Below are 16,672 nucleotides of genomic sequence, written 5' to 3' on the forward strand. Positions count from 1 at the left end.
TTAGCATTCTCATTTGACGTATCTCTTTTCGTGACCTTAGCTAAAGGACAGGTTTGGCTCTGAGGTCTTCTCGAGCAGTATGGGAAAATGGATGTTGGCGTTTTATATCATTTCTCTCCCAGACCCCTGTCATAAAACGATGCGCTTCTTCTTTGCCACGGCGCTGTTGTATGGCAGAGGCTTATCCGCCCCACTCCGCACACCCCTTATGCTGCCCTGGCATGTTTCCACCTCGATTTGGTGTGAGCCTCCCTCGCCGGTTGCGTTTCGTTACGCACAGGCAAAATCCGGATCTGTTTGCTGCTGCACATGGGTGGGCGGCGAGCCGTGAAAGCCGGCATGACCCCAGCGGGTCAAACGTGCACCGCCATCGGTAACGGCGGATGTTCAGGGATGAATGGCAAGCAAAGCGAGGTTGCAATGAACTATCAACTGCTGTGGAAAAGTGCAATTTTTTCAGTCTCTTCCATGATGGCGATAAGCGCTGTTCAGGCTGCGCCACTGAATGTGATGACCGAGGATTACCCGCCATTCAACATGCAGGGAGAGGGGGGCAAGATTGTCGGGCTGTCGACCGAGGTGGTCGAAGAGCTGTTCAAGCGTGCTGGGGTCGAATACAAACTGACCCTGATGCCCTGGAAACGGGCGTACGAAGATACCCTCGGTACTCCCAATACCGCCCTCTACTCCACGACCCGCACTCCGGAACGGGAAGCACTGTTCAAGTGGGTAGGGCCGCTGGTCAATAACAACTGGGTGTTTTTCTCCAGTTCGACCGCCAATATCACGGTCAAGTCGCTGGAAGATGCCAAGCAGTATTCGGTGGGTGGCTATAACGGTGATGCGGCCGCCGAATATCTCAAGGCCCAGGGATTTGCCAAGTTGCAGCTTGCGGCCAACGATACCGCCAACGTGAAGAAACTGGAGGCCGGCCGCATCGATCTTTGGGCAACCGGCCAGTATCTGGCGCCCTATCTGGCCAGCAAGGAGAAGGTGGCCTCACCCAAGCCGGTCTTCGTGTTCAAGGAAACCCAGATGAGCTTGGCGTTTAACAAGGATACGCCCGATGAGCTCATCACCAAGCTCAACGAGATCCTCGCTGCCATGAAGGCGGATGGCACCATCGACAAGATCAATGCCAAGTACCAGTAACAGTACCAATAGCAAGTGCCGCTCAATGGCACTGCGCCGGCTGCCGTAAAACCGGGAGGAAACCATGGATTGGAAAAGTCTGACGTTCAGGATTGCCGTGTTGACCTCCTTGTCGGTGAGTCTGCTACTGGTGTTGTTTGGCGCTTACAACTACAACGCGGTCAGGGCGGAGAGCTACAGCAAACAGAGTGCGCTGGTCGAACAGGCCATCGGCCGGCTGCAGCTCTCCCTGCCTGGCCCGCTGTGGAATTATGAATCGGCCTTCATCGAGGCATCGCTCAAGTCCGAGCTGGCGGCCGATATCCTGAGTGCTTTGCTGGTGGTCAACAAGGACAAGCTGGTGGCCGGGTTTGCCCGTGACACGGCGGGGAGCATTGCCCCCGTGACAGCCATGCCTGCCGATGTGTCTGCCTACGGGGGGTATGATCTGGTCTATGACGACAGCGGCCAGAAAAACACCGTGGCCCGATTGCTGGTGCAAACCAGTGATGCTGCCATTCAGGCCCAACTGCGGCAGCAGTTGATCACCACCGTCTGGCAGATCCTTGTGCTCGATCTCTGCATCATCGCGCTGCTGATGGTGCTGATTCATCGCAATGTGCTCAGGCCGCTTCACCAGATGAATCAGGCGGTGTTCGATCTGGCCAAAGGAGAGGGGGATCTGACCCGGCGTCTGAAGATCAGCCGTCAGGATGAGATGGGCGCGTTGGCCACCAACATCAACCACTTTATTGCCAAGTTGCAGGAGATGGTGGCGGAGATCAACGAGCTCTCTGCCGGTGTGTTGCAAACCGCTGAACTCTGTGACTCCCTCTCGGCAGATACCCGGGTAGGCAGTGACGCCCAGCAATCCGAGCTGGATCAGGTCGCTACCGCCATTACCGAAATGAGTCAGGCAGTGCAGGAAGTTGCTGGTAACGCGGTGAAAACCTCTGGCGCTACCGATGAGGCCAACCTCTATGTGGAGCAGGGTTACAATCTGGCGGGCCATGCCAATGAGGCCATCCATCAACTGGTGGGGGAGGTGGAGCGGGTCGCCACCCTGATGCGTACCCTTTCGACCGAAAGCAGCAGCATTGGCACCATCATCGAGGTGATCAACGGCATTGCCGAGCAGACCAATTTGCTTGCCCTCAACGCGGCCATCGAGGCTGCGCGGGCGGGTGATCAGGGGCGCGGTTTTGCGGTGGTGGCGGATGAGGTACGCACCTTGTCGGGCCGTACTCGCCAGTCGACAGAGGAGATCAGTGCCAGTATCAAGCGGTTGCAGCAAGCGACCCAGAATGTCGGGGCCGGCATGCAACAGAGTCAGGAGAAGGCATCCCGCGCCGGCATCGAGGCGGCAGATGTGCAGATATCGGTGGAGAAGATTAAAAATCAGGTCAGCCTGATCCGCGAGATGAACATGTATATCGCCCAGGCATCGGAAGAACAACACTCGGTGGCGGAGGCGGTCAGCCACAGCGTCAACCGGATTGCGACGCTCAACAGCGAGAGTGCGGCCAGAGTGGCACAGGTTGCCGAAGCCAGCAGCGATCTGCGGCAGCTGTCGGCCCAGCTCGACACCCTGCTCAAGCAGTTTCGGGTCTAGTCAGTTCACTTCGCCCCGTTGGATCATCCTGCGGGGCAGGTAAGGTTCCCTTTATTGTGAGCGCTGCGAGATGTTGTGAGGGGCAAGGGGCCTTGTCCAGCAGCGCTTTTCGTCATACCCATGTCACTGTTCAGCTGAGATTGGCGTGACCGTGATACGCGAAACTCGCAACATCATGCTCTGCCCGATATGCTGTCCGACAGCGCTGGACGCATATTTTCATTTTCCCCGCTCATGCCTGCCTGCATCTATTGTGCCGCTGATCCCGACCCTTTAGAATTTCGTTTAATTACAGCGAGTCCTGAGCCGCCATCTGGCTTTATCAGGTGTGGAATCCCATCTTCTTCATGATGAATGCAAATAACAGGTGGTTGGTATGACGGGGGTTGCGCCAGGCAATAACATATCAGCCTATCACTTCGGTGATTATGTCTTTGATGTCAAAAGGCGAGAGTTGATCTTCTGTGCCGACAAGGACAACTTGCAAAGCGCCCGGGTGGTGCGCTTGTCATCGGCAGAGAGCCTCATTTTCAGCTATCTGCTCGATCACCATGACGAGGTGTGCGACAAGGATCTGTTGCTCGATATCGGCTGGTTGGGTCGCCCCATCAGCCCCAACTCCCTGAACGTGGCTATCGCCAATATTCGTCGCCACTTCACCTCATCCCCCCAGACGCTGGATATCAGAAGTACCCCGAAAAAAGGGTACTCTCTGCATCTGAACTGCAAGATGAAGAGCTATTACGGCAAGGCACTGCCAACAGAGAGTGAGCCCTTGCCCGAGCCGATGAGCGAGCCCACGCCTGCAGCTGCTGCGCAGCCACCGTCGACACCATCAAGCTCCGACCACGAGGTCATCAAAGATCCTGCTGCCGCCGCTCCCAGTTCTTTTGGTGAGCGGGCCAAACTTGCCTTTCTCAGCGGTATCGGGCGGCCAATGTTGGTCAGGAGCCTGATATACGTCAATCTGCTACTGGTTGTGCTGGTGGCGTTTGTCGCCAGCTATCTCCATTTCGAGTGGCTCCATGTGCACTGCACCGACTCGCCGACCGGCGTTGTTTGCCAGATGGAGGCACGGAGCGATGTGCTACCAGTCAAACCAGCATCGCTGGTGCTGGTCTCCGGCCACCAGGTTCGCGTGTTTTCCTATAAAGAGCTCGAAAAAACGCTGTAAGGGATCTCTGATGAAACGAACGCTGAAAAATACCTTGCTGCTGTTGCCACTGCTTGTCGTGCTGCTGTTTGTGGTCGGGATGTTTATCAACAGTCTGGGCTGCCATTACGACCTGAAAATGTCGGCCAATGGAGTCAACTATCACGGGGTGTGCCGCTGGGGCAAAATCACCGTGATCGAAGAGGAGGAGGCGACCAGGGAGAAGTGGCGGGTGACCGGTTTTCAACTTACCTTCTTCAACCAGCTTGTTTACCTCATCGACAGTCGTACCCAACTGCACGAATCGGGTAACGATGACTCCTATCTCAATGAGTACAACCTGATCCAGTCGCAATATGCGTTGGTCAACTATGCCTGGGTGCCGCTGACTGAAAACAAGGTGGCGATCTTCCAGCGCGATCCGGTGCATGAGGTCGTGATTGCCCAGCGAGATGGCTGGTTCGATCTCTACCGCTGGTTCTTCCCCCCGGCACCGCTGGTGCCGGTTCAACCACAAAGCGCAGGTGCCGGGCGTCCCGCTAGTTTCTAAGCAACTTGCACCAGGGGCCGGTGACCTCGCAGTGGCCTGTCTCATCACTGTTTTGCCAGCCCAGACGATGGTAGAAGGCTACTGCCGCCGTGTTGCGGGTCGCAACCTTGAGCGAGCCGTGCGGCGAATCAGCGAGGCCCCGCTCCAGCAGGGCGCGCCCTATCCCCTGACCGTGCCAGTCGCTTGACACATAGAGGTGATGGACGAAGTGATCGGGCTGCCAGATGGCGATAAAGCCGCAAATATTGCCCCCCTGTTCGGCCACCCACACCTGTTCACCTTTGGTCTGTTCCTCGAAATCCTCGAGTTGGAAACGGGCGGGATCAACCCAGTGAAAGGTGTGGCGGCGGCTCTTTAAAAACAGCCGGGCCAGTTGGGGAATGTCGTGTTCTTCCATGAGCCGGATCATGATGCCCTCCCGAGCCAATGTTCATTAAGGCAGCTGCACAGAGGCAGGTTAATCGATGCAAATGACAAGGGTGTGATTAAGCACTGTCCATTGTATTTGCCATGGGGCTATACTGCCGGAGTCCCTTGTATGGATGGCTTGAGGATCGCTGATTTATGGACAATAAACTGATTGAAGGCAACATTTTTGTTCCGGCGCACATAGACGATGTCTGGCACGCCTGGACTACCGAAAGCGGTCTGCGCAGTTTTCTGGCTCCCGAATGTTTGATGGTGGCCGAACCGAATGGTCCTTTCGAGATCTACTTCAGGCCTGATGCCCCGCTGGGTGAACGTGGCAGCGAAGGGTGCCGGGTCATGGCCGTCATGCCCTATGACCTGCTCAGTTTCAGCTGGAATTTCCCGCCCAGTCTGCCCCATATCCGCCAGCAAAAAACCCAGGTTTGCCTGCGCTTTGTGCCAGAAGGGCAGGGCACTCGCCTCTACTTCCTGCAGAGCGGTTGGGCCAATGATCCGGATTGGGATCAGGGTTATGCCTATTTTCGGGAAGAGTGGCTGGAGACCAGCCTGCCACGGTTGCAGTACCGTTTTACCCACGGTCCCATCGACTGGAACAATCCGCCAGACAAGGCGCAGTTGAAGGCGTTGGCCCAGTAATCCCGGATATCAGACATAAAAAAAACCGGCCAAAAGGCCGGTTGAAACAGTTCAGGCTTGTCAGGTGACAAACGTATCCAGCGGATGAGAGTCGCTTTCCACTCCTTGTGAAGCACAACACTCTTGGTTACGTGCGGCTACTTTATGCCATTCACACTGAATCGAGGCTGAACCATGGTTCATCCCGCCTCGTTCCCCTCTTCAATCAGATAGTGATCCCCATCGACTGGCGCAAGTAAGCACCCGCACCGAGCAGCCCCGGCCCTTCATGGGTGATCAGAAACACCGGGATCTCCTTGAGGTAGGACTTGAAGCGCCCCTTGTCTTCAAAGGCGACCCGGAAACCGGAACCGGTAAAGAACTCCTGGAAGCGCGGCACTATGCCGCCTGCGATATAGACGCCGCCAAAGGTGCCCATATTGAGGGCCAGATTGCCGGCAAAGCGGCCCATCAGCACGCAGAACAGGCTCAGGGTGCGACGGCAATCGAGGCACTCCCCGGCCAGTGCGCGCTCGGTAATGTCTTTGGGGGCAAACGGTTCGGGCTCACGGCCATCGGATTTCACCAGCCCGCGATAGAGATTGACCAGACCCGGGCCGGAGAGGAACCGCTCTGCCGATACATGGCCCAATTCGCCTCGCATTACTTGCAGCACCGCATCTTCCTCTTCGGTGTTGGCAGCAAAATCCACATGACCACCTTCACCCGGCAGGCTCAGCCACTGCTCACCCGCCTTGACCAGATGGGCGACCCCAAGGCCGGTGCCCGCACCATAGATGGCGATGGGCTTGCCCGCTACCGGCGCGGCGCCGCCAAGCTGTATGCGATCCGATTCAGCCAATACCGGCACCGCCATCGAGACCGCAGTAAAGTCGTTGATCACTTGCAGGCGTGCCAGCCCGAGATTGCTCTGCATCTCGCTGATGGAGAACTCCCAGCTGTGGTTGGTCATGGCAACCCAGTCACCGTTGATGGGGCAGGCGATGGCGATGCAGGCTTCAGCCACCTGTACCTTGTGTTCCTCCAGATAGAGGCGTACCACGGCTTCAAGGCTGGGATGGGCCAGACCTGAGTAGGTCTTTGCCTGAGAGATAGTACCGGTGGCCAGCTCACACAGGGCCAGACGCGCATTGGTGCCGCCGACATCGCCGACCAGCGCATGGGTATGCTGCATAACAACTCCTTCGTTACAGGATGGGGACGACTCTGGTGTCCCGAGATTATTGTTGGATTATGACGGCCCATTCTATCCGAGCTCAGGCTTGCTCACCCGCCGGATCGATACAAACGTGCGCCTGCTCACAGTGTTGTTGCTTTGCAACATTTGTAAGCGCTTTCATGGCAAGGTGACGTTTTGTAACGAAAAGTACGAAATAATTAGAGATGAGTCATACTTTGTATGGCAGGCGTTAGTTGCGATAACCGCTTGTCTTGTATAGTCCTTAGCTTGAATGGAAACTTGCTTAGCCGTAGATTGAGTGCAAAGACACTGAAGCTAAATTACAAAAACGCCTGGTGGTGATGATGAATACCCTTGATAAAATTACGAACAACTTGGAAAGTTTCAGTAAATCAGAACGCAAGGTTGCCGAGGTGATCCTGGCGTCTCCCCAGACCGCCATCCACTCCAGCATCGCCGCTCTGGCCAAGATGGCCGACGTCAGTGAACCGACAGTCAACCGCTTTTGCCGCCGTCTCGATACCAAGGGCTTTCCTGATTTCAAACTCCATCTGGCCCAGAGCCTGGCCAATGGCACCCCTTACGTCAATCGTCATGTGGAAGCGGAAGATGGGCCGGATACCTATACCGCCAAGATCTTCGAATCCACCATGGCCTGTCTGGATGCCGCCAAAAACAGCCTGGATATCTCTGCCATCAACCGCTGCGTCGATATCCTGACCCAGTCCAAGAAGATCAGCTTCTTCGGCCTTGGCGCCTCCTCCGCCGTTGCCCGCGATGCCCAGAACAAATTCTTTCGTTTCAACATTCCGGTAGTGAGCTTTGACGATATCGTCATGATGCGCATGAGTTGCATCAACAGCAGTGAAGGGGATGTGGTGGTGCTTATTTCCCACACCGGCCGCACCAAGGCGCTGGTCGAGATCGCCGCGCTGGCTCGCGAGAACGACGCCACCGTGATCGGCATGACCGCCAAGGACTCCCCGCTGGCCCGCGAGTGCAATCTGGTGCTCTCCATGGATGTGCCGGAAGATACCGATGTCTATATGCCGATGGCATCCCGCATCGCCCAGCTGGCGCTGGTGGATGTGCTGGCGACCGGTTTTACCCTGCGCCGGGGGATGAAATTTCGCGAAAATCTGAAGAAAGTGAAAGAGGGATTGCGCGAATCCCGCTTCGAAACCCCGCACTCTTCCTGAACCGTCGGGGGCTCCGGCCCCCGACTGTCTATGCCACCCGCCTTGGTGTAGTATTGTAATTTAATAACAAAAACCACCCAGATGGTTTGTAAACGGGTGCATCGAGCCATGGGCTTGATGGGGCAGAATCTCAAGTCATATCAACTTCATATTGGAGTCTTTCATGCCTAGACGTACAAAGATTGTAACCACACTCGGTCCGGCTACCGACCGCGAAGGGATCCTCGAAGGGATCATCCGCGCCGGGGCCGACATGGTGCGGATGAACTTCTCTCACGGCACTGCTGAAGACCATATCCTGCGCGCCAATCAGGTGCGTGACATTGCTGCCAAGCTCGGTCGTCACGTCGCCATCATGGGTGATCTGCAAGGCCCGAAAATCCGTGTTTCCACTTTCAAGGATGGCAAAATCTATCTGGCCATCGGTGACAAGTTCATTCTCGACGCGGCACTCGGCAAGGGTGAAGGTTGTCAGGAGCAGGTCGGTATCGACTACAAGAGCCTGCCAGACGATGTGGTGCAGGGCGACATCCTGCTGCTGGACGATGGCCGTGTACAGCTGAAGGTCGAGCAGGTTGAAGGCACCCGCATTCACACCACGGTGACCGTGGCCGGGCCGCTCTCCAACAACAAGGGCATCAACAAGAAAGGGGGTGGTCTCTCCGCTCCGGCCCTGACCGAGAAAGACAAGGAAGACATCAAGACCGCTGCCCGCATGAATGTGGACTATCTGGCTGTCTCCTTCCCGCGCTGTGGCGATGACCTGCGTTACGCCCGCGAGCTGGCCCGCGAAGCCGGTTCCAATGCCAAGATCGTGGCTAAAGTTGAGCGTGCCGAAACCGTCGCCACCGATGAGGCGATGGAAGACATCATCCTCGGTTCCGATGCTGTGATGGTTGCCCGTGGCGATCTGGGTGTCGAGATCGGTGACCCCGAGCTGGTTGGCGTACAGAAGAAGCTGATCCGCCACTCCCGTCGTTTGAACCGCGTCGTGATCACCGCGACCCAGATGATGGAGTCGATGATCAACGCGCCGCTGCCGACTCGTGCAGAGGTCATGGACGTGGCCAACGCCGTGCTGGATGGTACCGATGCGGTGATGCTCTCCGCCGAGACTGCCGCCGGTCAGTTCCCCATCGAGACAGTGACCTCCATGGCGAGCGTCTGTGTCGGTGCCGAGAAGCATCCGAGCCTGAACGTCTCCAACCACCGTATGAGCTACACCTTTACCTCGGTAGAAGAGGCGGTGGCCATGTCCACCATGTATGCGGCCAACCACCTGGAAGGGGTGAAGGCGATCGTGGCGTTGACCGAGTCCGGCACCACCCCGCTGCTGATGTCCCGTATCAGCTCCGGTCTGCCGATCTTCGCCATGTCTCCCCACAACAAGACCCTGGCCTGGACCAATCTCTACCGTGGCGTCACTCCGGTGATGTTTGACGGTGACGAGACCAAACCGGTCTACGAAGTGTGCCGCGACGCGCTGGCCGTGCTCAAGGATAAGGGGCTGTTGCAGAGCGGTGACATGGTGCTGCTGACTCACGGTGACAAGATGGAAACCGTGGGTAGTACCAACACCTGCAAGGTGATGATGGTCGAATAAGCCCGTCCGGTTTTACTGTGCTTAACAAGGCTGCTCCTCTTTGATGAGCAGCCTTTTTGTTAACCGCTGTCGGGCTGTGGCGGGATAAACAGGGCTCAATGATTGCTTAACCGGATTCCCCTTCCGATAATGCGGGAGTGATTTTCAGCGGGTAGCCTGTTGTAGGTGATCGCCCCAGGTAACCCAGACACTCGACAATACGGGAGTGAAAAAATGAACAAGCGTAACTGGTTGCTGGCCTTGTCACTGAGTCTGGCCTTCTCACCCTGTTATGCCGACTGGGCCAAGCTCAAGGCCGCAGCGTCCGATCTGGGAGCGGCAGTGAGCGAGACCAGCAAGGAGGTGTGGCAGGATGTCAGCGATTTTTCCAAAAAGAGCTGGGCTTCCATCTCGGCCTGGGGGGAGGATGCCTTCAATACCGCCGGGGTCTGGACCGACAAGAGCATCGCGACCGGTAAGGAGTGGCTGAAGGCGGCCGACAAGGAGCTCAACGAGATGCTCAACCCCAAGACGGCGAAAGAGGCGAGGATCGCGCTCAATACCATGGCCGACACTGCGCTGATCCGGTTATTCAACGAGCAGCCATCAGCCAAGTTGTTGTTTGACAAGGCTTATGGCTATGCGGTGTTCGATTCGCGCAAGTTCTCCCTGATGCTGCATACCAATCAGGGGGCCGGGGTGGCTGTCAATCGCAAAACCGGCAAGCACACCTATATGAAGATGTTTGGTGCGGGTCTGGCGGCCGGGATTGGCGGCAAATTCTATCAGCAGGTGATCCTGTTTGAAGACAAGGCCAGATTCGATGCCTTCGTGACCCAGGGGTGGGAAGCCACCTCCGAAGTGGGCGTGGTGGCCGGCAAGGAGAGCGCCGAACTGACCGCCAAATACAACGGCGGCATGGCCATCTACCAGATTGGCGAGAAGGGCTTGCTGCTCGATGCCAATATCTCCGGCTCCAAGTACTGGATTGACAAGGATCTGACTGAAACGAGCCGCTAATCCCGCCGTTATCGGTTGCTCACTGCACGTCATGCGCTTGTCGTGATCTTGCCAACAGGCCCGCAGTACGGGCCTGTTTGTTCTCTCGGCGTCAGTGGGCTGAATAGATCTGCTTGCCCTTGAACATGGTCCAGAGCACCTTGGTCTCCTTGAGCTCTTCGCTTGCTACCTGTTCCAGATTGCGATCCAGCAAGATCAGGTCAGCACTCTTGCCCGCGCTGATGGAGCCAATCTCTTTCTCCCGTCCAATTACCTTGGCGGCGTTGAGGGTATAGGCCTGCAAGATGGCCTGACGGCTGATCTGCTCGCTGGCGGGGGGCAGCAAGCCAAGCTCCCCTTGGCGAGTGATCGCGGTATACATGGCGAGGAAAGGGTTGGGGCTGGAGACCGGCCAGTCACTGGCACCGGCGATAATGGCGCCGCTTTGCAGCAAGCTGCCTGCCGGATAGAGGCGGGCTAGCAGTGCCGGGGGCACTTTTCCTTCAAGCAGCAGGGTGGTCGCCACGTTTTTACCGGCCCACAAGAGTTGCATCGATGCGGCCACATTGAGCGGTTTGAAACGGGCAATGCTGGCCGGGCTCACCACCTCCAGATGGGTGATGCTGTGCAGCAAGCGGTGATCCTGATTGTGGGCCCGGGCATGATTGTGGGCCCGGGCATAGGCGATGGCATCGAGGGATTCACGGACGGCCCGATCGCCGATGGCATGAAAGTGAGCGATAAGTTGATGGGCATCCGCGGTGCGGATCAGCTCGTTAAAACGCTGTTTGTCCAGATTGTCCTTGCCGCTGTAACCGGGACGGTTGAGGTAGGGCTCGCTCAACTTGGCGGTCTGGGATGGATACTCGATGACACCATCTTGCAGGATCTTTATCCCCACCAGTTTAACGTCCGGGGCATCTTGAAACTGCTGTTGCAGCGCCAATACGTCATCAATGATGGCGGGTGATGCATGTATCCCCACCAGTGCCAGTACGGACACATGTCCGGTCAGCTTGCCTTCCCGGGAGAGCATGCTGTACGCCGGCAGCAGGCCGGTATCGCGGCGATCCGGCTCGGCGTTGAAGATGGGCGCAAGGGGGCGAATGTTGCTGATAGGGTCCATCCAGGCGGTAATGCCCACCTGATTGAGCTGTTTGGCGGCGGTCATGATGGCTCTGGCAATTTTCTCGTCGCTGACGGGGGGCAGCGCCTTGAGGATGGCATCCCAGCCGCCTTCCGAGGCAAAGCCATTGAGCTTGCCGGATGGGGTGAGGCCAAAATTGCCTTTCAGCGGAGCATAACGACCGGCAAGGGTGTCGGCATCAATGCCAGCCTTGCGCAGCATGGCCTGATTGGCCCAACCGGTGTGGGCATCCGAACCGGCAAGCACTACCGGGATCTGCCGGTATTGCGGGCCATTGAACACCTGATCGAGCAGGGAAAGCTGATGCCAGTAGTCGAGGGAGACATTGCTGTATAGCTCTACATCGCCCAGTGTCAGGCGGGGATCATCCTTGCTGAGGGTCAGAAATTGTTGCACCTGCTCAACCTCACTCATGGCGTCAGGAAAGTTAACCGTCATCCCCTGAAAACCGGCAAATGCCGCATGAACATGGCTGTCGATGAGCCCTGGCATCAGGTACTTTCCTTTCAGATCAAGACGCTTGGCATGGTTGCCGAGGCGGGCGCTGACCTCCTGATAGCTGCCGACTGCCACTATCTTTTTACCTTCAATGCCGACCGCTTCCGGGTGAGGGTTCGCCGGATCACCACTGTAGATGGTGCCGCCAAAGATCAGCGTCTGGCTCTGTGACTGGGCATTGGCGGCAGCGGGAAGCGTTACCAGCAGGCTGGCGAGAAACAGCGTTTTGATATTCATGGGCATGACTCCGTCGCTTCGGTGCCCGAAGGCACCGAAGTGGGTAAATGGAAATGAGGTATCGGCTTATCGGTTGATCAGCGGGATACAGATATCAAACACGTAATGATCCCGGTCGGAGTCCGTGCCTGCGTGGTATTGCTCGTAACACGGACGATCGTCGCAGTTCAGCCCTTGACCCACTACCCAGCGAAACGCCGTCTCCCAGCAGGCAACCAGTTGATCGCCGCGAGCGATAAACTGACAAACCGCATAGAGGCCCGCTGCGATGGTCTGGGTGGTTAACTGGCGCCCAGCGGGGATCTCTGGCCCCAGCTCGATGCAGACGTCAGTACGGCAACGGGTCTCATCGGTGATATCGGGGATATCCCAATAGAGACTCAGTGTACCCGCCGGTGTCATCGCCTCGTCTGAGGCGAACAGCGCGAGCAAATCCCGATGAGCTTGCTCGCAGGTCTCTTTGCCATAGGGGCCCAGGCGGCGCATGTACGCCACGCGCCGGGCGGGCATCTGCCTGACGCTTGCCCCCTGCAACAGACTCGGGTGTTCGGTGACCGGGTGCATGACCAGGCCATCATAGGTGTCAAAGGGAAGGGGATCGTTTCCAATCTTGCTTTTCCAGTTTCCCCCCTGCTGCTGGCGGTATTCGGAGGGGCTCATCGCGAAGTGCAGGCGAAAGGCCTTGGCGAAATTCTGCGAGCTGGAGAACCCGGCGGCCAGTGCGAGGGTGGTGATGTCGCTCTGGGGGGAGGCGAGCAAGCGACGGGCTGCGCGCTCCATACGCAGGCGCCGGGTAAATCCGGCAATGGTCTCGCCGACCATCGTCTTGAAAATACGGTGGAAGTGGAAGGTGGAGATGGCCGCCGCCGCTGCGACCTCATCCAGGCCCGGATTGTCATCCAGATGGTGGCTGATGTAGTCCATCGCCTTGAACACGGGTTTGCGATAATCCAGAGCGGACTCCTTGCCAGCCAGCAAAAGTGGGCGTCAGAGTCGGATTTAATCAGAGCCACCTGCCGTTGTCGAACCCGTCCGGCCTGGTCTGGCCACTCATTCGCATCGCGCTTTTAACGCATTGGCACTCTAATTGCTTGTTGCATGCCTGCGTCAATGATTTGTCTGGGGATGGAAAATGGAAATTAGTGCAAGCAGCCTGATGCAAGAGATGCAGGCGCTCAAGATCGAAGCAGGCGCAACGCCGCTGGCACAACCCGGTCGTCAGGTAACCTCCGACTTTGGTCTGCTGCTGCAACAGGCGCTTGGCAACGTCAACGAGCTGCAAGGGGCCGCCAATGACCTGCGTACCCGTTTCGATATGGGTGACAAGTCGGTGGATCTGGCCGAGGTGATGATCGCGGGCCAAAAATCCTCCATCGCCTTTGAAGCCACGGTACAGGTGCGCAACAAGATGGTCGATGCCTACAAGACCATCATGAACATGCCGGTATAAACGACGCCAATAAACCATGACGACTGAACATCATGAACATGTCAGCAATAAGGACATAAATCGTGGCTACTGACCAAAACGGCGATCTGCTGATAAACGATGAGGGCACCGCCGCCCTCGATGAAAATGAGCAGAAGAGTTCGGCGCTGGGCTTCCTGTCCAACACCGATGTGCTGCGGCAAATCACCCTGATCCTGGGGCTTGCCATCTGTCTGGCCATTGCGGTGTTTATCCTGCTGTGGGGCAAGGAGCCGGACATGCGTCCGCTCGGCACCTACACCACCCAGGAGCTGGTGAAGACTCTCGACTTCCTCGATCAGCAGAAGATCCCCTATGAGGTGGATGGCAAGAGCGTGCTGGTCAACGCCGAAAGCTACCCCACTATCCAACTGGCCCTGACCCGTGCCGGTCTTGCCAATGCCACCGATAGCAACATCGGTGGTGAAGATATCCTGCTGAAAGATTCCAGTTTCGGCGTCAGCCAGCGGATGGAGAGTGAACGTCTGAAGCTGAGCCGCGAGCGCCAGCTGGCGAGCGCCATCGAGCAGTTCCAGAATGTGGCCAAGGCCCAGGTGCTGCTGGCCATTCCGAAAGACAACGTGTTTGCCCGCAACGAACGCAAACCCAGTGCCACCGTGGTGCTCAACCTGAAAGGGGCGGCGCTGGGGCAGGGGGAGGTGGACTCCATCGTCGATATGGTCGCTTCCGCCGTACATGGCCTTGAGCCGACCCGCGTCACCGTCACCGACCAGAATGGCCGTCTGCTCAACTCCGGCTCGCAAGACCCGATCTCGGCCCAGACTCGCAAAGAGTTTGCCATGCAGCAGAAGCAGGAGCTGGAGTACAAACAAAAAATTGACGCCATCCTGATCCCGGTGCTAGGGGCCGACAACTATACGGCGGAAGTGGATCTCTCCCTCGACTTCTCCCAGCAGGAGCAGACCCGCAAGACTTACAACCCTGACTTGCCTGCTGTGCGCTCCGAGATGACCATGGAAGAGAACAGCGCCAGTGGCAGCAACGGTGGTGTGCCTGGTGCACTCTCCAACCAGCCCCCTGCCGCCTCCAATATTCCCGAGGAGGCGACCGGTGGTGATGGTGCCAGCGCTGCCGCTTCGGGCCGCTCCCGCAAAGAGGCGACCCGCAACTTCGAGCTGGATACCACCGTCAGCCATACCCGTCGCCAGATGGGTGGCATTCGCCGCATGACTGTTTCGGTTGCCGTGGATTACAAAGCGGTACCCGGTGCCGACGGGGCCGTGACTCGTGAGGCGCGCACCCAGGCAGAACTCGATACATTGCGTCGTTTGCTGAGCGGTGGCCTTGGCTTTGATGTGACCCGGGGTGATACCCTTGAGGTGGTCGCGATTCCGTTCAATCGCCCAGAGCTGGATACCGTGGCCGAGGTGCCGCTCTACGATCAGCCCTGGTTCTGGCGTGCGGTGCGGATTGCCGCCTCGGTACTGGTGATCATCGTCTTGATCGTCACCGTGGTTCGCCCCATGCTCAAGCGACTGCTCTACCCGGATGCCAAACCGGAAGGGGAAGTGGATTTCGACAACCACACCGTACTGGGTGGCGACGACGAGTTGAGCCTGCTGTCAGCACAAGTCGAGAACGATCAGGTATTTGGTGTCCGTGATGGCCAGCTGAAACTGCCGGATCTGCACCGTGACGAAGACTTGCTCAAGGCGGTACGTGCGCTGGTGGCGAACGAGCCGGATCTGGCCGCTCAGGTCATTAAAGAATGGGTAACGAACAAAGATGCCTGAAGAAAAGAAGAGTCAAGTCACCGGCAATGACATCACTGACAGTCAGCGCCAGATCCTCGACCAGATGTCGGGGATGGAGATGGCTGCGGTGTTGATGCTGAGCCTCAATGAAGAGGATGCCGCCCAGATCTTCCGTCATCTCGAGCCCAAGCAGGTGCAGCGGCTCGGTATGTCGATGGCCTCCATGTCTGACTTCAGTCACGATCGGGTGGCGGCGGTGCACCGTCAATTCATCGACGATATCCAGAAGTACACCAACATCGGTATCGGCAGCGAAGACTTCGTGCGCAAGGCGTTGGTGGCGGCCCTTGGCGAGGACAAGGCGAGCAACCTGGTGGACCAGATCATTCTCGGTTCCGGCGCCCGCGGCCTCGATTCGCTCAAGTGGATGGATGCCCGTCAGGTGGCCAGCATCATCCAGAACGAACACCCCCAGATCCAGACCATCGTGCTCTCCTATCTGGAGCCGGAGCAATCCGCCGAGATCCTGAGCCAGTTCCCGGAGCAGGTGCGCCTCGATCTGGTGATGCGTATCGCCAACCTCGAAGAGGTACAACCGGCGGCACTGCAAGAGTTGAACGACATCATGGAGAAACAGTTCGCCGGTGCGGCCGGTGCCCAGGCAGCCAAGATGGGCGGCCTGAAGGCAGCCGCCAACATCATGAACTATCTGGATACCAATATCGAAGGCCAGTTGATGGATTCCATCCGCGAGTCGGACGAAGAGATGAGCCAGCAGATCCAGGATTTGATGTTCGTGTTCGAAAACCTCATCGATGTGGACGATCGCGGCATCCAGACCATGCTGCGGGAAGTGCCTGGGGATCTGCTGCAACGTGCCCTCAAGGGCTCCGACGATCAGATGCGCGAGAAGATCTTCAAGAACATGTCCAAACGGGCGGCCGAAATGCTGGCAGACGATCTGGAAGCCATGGGGCCGATCCGGGTCTCCGAAGTGGAAGCAGCCCAGAAAGAGATCCTCTCCATCGCCCGTCGTCTGGCGGATGCTGGCGAAATCATGCTGGGTGCCGGTGGCGGCGAGGAGTTCCTCTAAGCCATGGCCCATAAACAGAACCGCGATGCCAAGCCCGCATCAG

The 16,672-nt window shown here is 57.6% G+C and carries 14 protein-coding genes and 1 pseudogene; 11 read left to right on the plus strand and 4 right to left on the minus strand.

The features are described from left to right. The first annotated feature begins 420 nt into the window (after positions 1-420). The 4 genes from ACTG2O_RS10290 to ACTG2O_RS10305 all read left to right on the plus strand — a co-directional run bounded on the left by ACTG2O_RS10290 (position 421) and on the right by ACTG2O_RS10305 (position 4,446). Positions 421-1,152: a substrate-binding periplasmic protein gene (locus ACTG2O_RS10290; protein ID WP_005334783.1), complete on the plus strand. Its 732-nt coding sequence runs from the start codon at positions 421-423 to the stop codon at positions 1,150-1,152. 64 nt (positions 1,153-1,216) lie between these two features. After that, complete coding sequence (locus ACTG2O_RS10295) at positions 1,217-2,743, plus strand: methyl-accepting chemotaxis protein (RefSeq protein WP_203117244.1); 1,527 nt, start codon at positions 1,217-1,219, stop codon at positions 2,741-2,743. A 454-nt stretch (positions 2,744-3,197) separates the two neighbouring features. Next, a complete protein-coding gene (locus ACTG2O_RS10300; protein WP_439975707.1) occupies positions 3,198-3,917 on the plus strand; it encodes a winged helix-turn-helix domain-containing protein in 720 nt (239 codons plus the stop codon). Between the two features lie 10 nt (positions 3,918-3,927). Then, entirely contained in the window at positions 3,928-4,446 is a 519-nt protein-coding gene (locus ACTG2O_RS10305) for a hypothetical protein (RefSeq protein WP_005353702.1), read from the plus strand. Here ACTG2O_RS10305 and ACTG2O_RS10310 read toward each other — a convergent pair. Further along, entirely contained in the window at positions 4,436-4,855 is a 420-nt protein-coding gene (locus ACTG2O_RS10310; protein ID WP_040065353.1) for a GNAT family N-acetyltransferase, read from the minus strand. The genes ACTG2O_RS10305 and ACTG2O_RS10310 overlap by 11 nt on opposite strands. 155 nt (positions 4,856-5,010) lie before the next feature. On the opposite strand from ACTG2O_RS10310, the gene ACTG2O_RS10315 reads away from it, so the two are divergent. Next, on the plus strand, positions 5,011-5,511 hold the full coding sequence (locus ACTG2O_RS10315; RefSeq protein ID WP_005334766.1) for an SRPBCC family protein: 501 nt from the start codon (positions 5,011-5,013) through the stop codon (positions 5,509-5,511). A gap of 205 nt (positions 5,512-5,716) precedes the next feature. On the opposite strand, the pseudogene glk reads toward ACTG2O_RS10315, so the two are convergent. Continuing rightward, a pseudogene (gene glk, locus ACTG2O_RS10320) lies at positions 5,717-6,688 on the minus strand (glucokinase); the annotation flags it as partial. 347 nt (positions 6,689-7,035) lie between these two features. On the opposite strand from glk, the gene ACTG2O_RS10325 reads away from it, so the two are divergent. The 3 genes from ACTG2O_RS10325 (at position 7,036) to befA (ending at position 10,492) form a co-directional block, all read left to right on the plus strand. Continuing rightward, positions 7,036-7,890, plus strand: coding sequence for a MurR/RpiR family transcriptional regulator (locus ACTG2O_RS10325; RefSeq protein WP_005334759.1), 855 nt, complete (start codon positions 7,036-7,038; stop codon positions 7,888-7,890). 163 nt (positions 7,891-8,053) lie between these two features. After that, positions 8,054-9,493 carry a pyruvate kinase gene (gene pyk / locus ACTG2O_RS10330; RefSeq protein WP_005353698.1) on the plus strand — a complete coding sequence of 480 codons (1,440 nt, stop codon included), beginning with the start codon at positions 8,054-8,056 and terminating at the stop codon, positions 9,491-9,493. A gap of 213 nt (positions 9,494-9,706) precedes the next feature. Next, a complete protein-coding gene (gene befA, locus ACTG2O_RS10335; RefSeq protein WP_005353696.1) occupies positions 9,707-10,492 on the plus strand; it encodes a beta cell expansion factor BefA in 786 nt (261 codons plus the stop codon). A 91-nt stretch (positions 10,493-10,583) separates the two neighbouring features. Here the strand turns inward: befA and ACTG2O_RS10340 are convergent, their stop codons facing one another. Together ACTG2O_RS10340 and ACTG2O_RS10345 are read right to left on the minus strand one after the other, a co-directional pair. After that, entirely contained in the window at positions 10,584-12,353 is a 1,770-nt protein-coding gene (locus ACTG2O_RS10340) for an amidohydrolase (RefSeq protein ID WP_439975708.1), read from the minus strand. Between the two features lie 66 nt (positions 12,354-12,419). After that, on the minus strand, positions 12,420-13,331 hold the full coding sequence (locus ACTG2O_RS10345; RefSeq protein ID WP_439975709.1) for an AraC family transcriptional regulator: 912 nt from the start codon (positions 13,329-13,331) through the stop codon (positions 12,420-12,422). 154 nt (positions 13,332-13,485) lie between these two features. Between ACTG2O_RS10345 and fliE the strand changes: the two genes are divergently transcribed. The 3 genes from fliE (at position 13,486) to fliG (ending at position 16,629) form a co-directional block, all read left to right on the plus strand. Then, entirely contained in the window at positions 13,486-13,803 is a 318-nt protein-coding gene (gene fliE, locus ACTG2O_RS10350) for a flagellar hook-basal body complex protein FliE (protein ID WP_005353687.1), read from the plus strand. A 62-nt stretch (positions 13,804-13,865) separates the two neighbouring features. Continuing rightward, positions 13,866-15,575 (plus strand): flagellar basal-body MS-ring/collar protein FliF, encoded by a 1,710-nt coding sequence (fliF, locus tag ACTG2O_RS10355; RefSeq protein ID WP_005334750.1) that lies wholly within the window; start codon positions 13,866-13,868, stop codon positions 15,573-15,575. Continuing rightward, positions 15,568-16,629, plus strand: a complete 1,062-nt coding sequence (gene fliG / locus ACTG2O_RS10360; protein WP_005334749.1) for a flagellar motor switch protein FliG — start codon at positions 15,568-15,570, stop codon at positions 16,627-16,629. Before fliF ends, fliG begins: the two co-directional genes overlap by 8 nt. The last annotated feature ends 43 nt before the right edge of the window (positions 16,630-16,672 follow it).

Source organism: Aeromonas sp. 61P (assembly GCF_051919545.1).
Classification (GTDB): Bacteria; Pseudomonadota; Gammaproteobacteria; order Enterobacterales; family Aeromonadaceae; genus Aeromonas; species Aeromonas veronii.

Excerpts from the sequence above, each read along its gene's own strand:
- ACTG2O_RS10290 (WP_005334783.1), top strand. The coding sequence starts at position 421 with ATGAACTATCAACTGCTGTGGAAAAGTGCAATTTTTTCAGTCTCTTCC.
- ACTG2O_RS10295 (WP_203117244.1), top strand. The coding sequence starts at position 1,217 with ATGGATTGGAAAAGTCTGACGTTCAGGATTGCCGTGTTGACCTCCTTG.
- ACTG2O_RS10305 (WP_005353702.1), top strand. The coding sequence starts at position 3,928 with ATGAAACGAACGCTGAAAAATACCTTGCTGCTGTTGCCACTGCTTGTC.
- ACTG2O_RS10310 (WP_040065353.1), bottom strand. The coding sequence starts at position 4,855 with ATGATCCGGCTCATGGAAGAACACGACATTCCCCAACTGGCCCGGCTG.
- ACTG2O_RS10315 (WP_005334766.1), top strand. The coding sequence starts at position 5,011 with ATGGACAATAAACTGATTGAAGGCAACATTTTTGTTCCGGCGCACATA.
- ACTG2O_RS10325 (WP_005334759.1), top strand. The coding sequence starts at position 7,036 with ATGAATACCCTTGATAAAATTACGAACAACTTGGAAAGTTTCAGTAAA.
- pyk (WP_005353698.1), top strand. The coding sequence starts at position 8,054 with ATGCCTAGACGTACAAAGATTGTAACCACACTCGGTCCGGCTACCGAC.
- befA (WP_005353696.1), top strand. The coding sequence starts at position 9,707 with ATGAACAAGCGTAACTGGTTGCTGGCCTTGTCACTGAGTCTGGCCTTC.
- ACTG2O_RS10340 (WP_439975708.1), bottom strand. The coding sequence starts at position 12,353 with ATGAATATCAAAACGCTGTTTCTCGCCAGCCTGCTGGTAACGCTTCCC.
- fliE (WP_005353687.1), top strand. The coding sequence starts at position 13,486 with ATGGAAATTAGTGCAAGCAGCCTGATGCAAGAGATGCAGGCGCTCAAG.
- fliG (WP_005334749.1), top strand. The coding sequence starts at position 15,568 with ATGCCTGAAGAAAAGAAGAGTCAAGTCACCGGCAATGACATCACTGAC.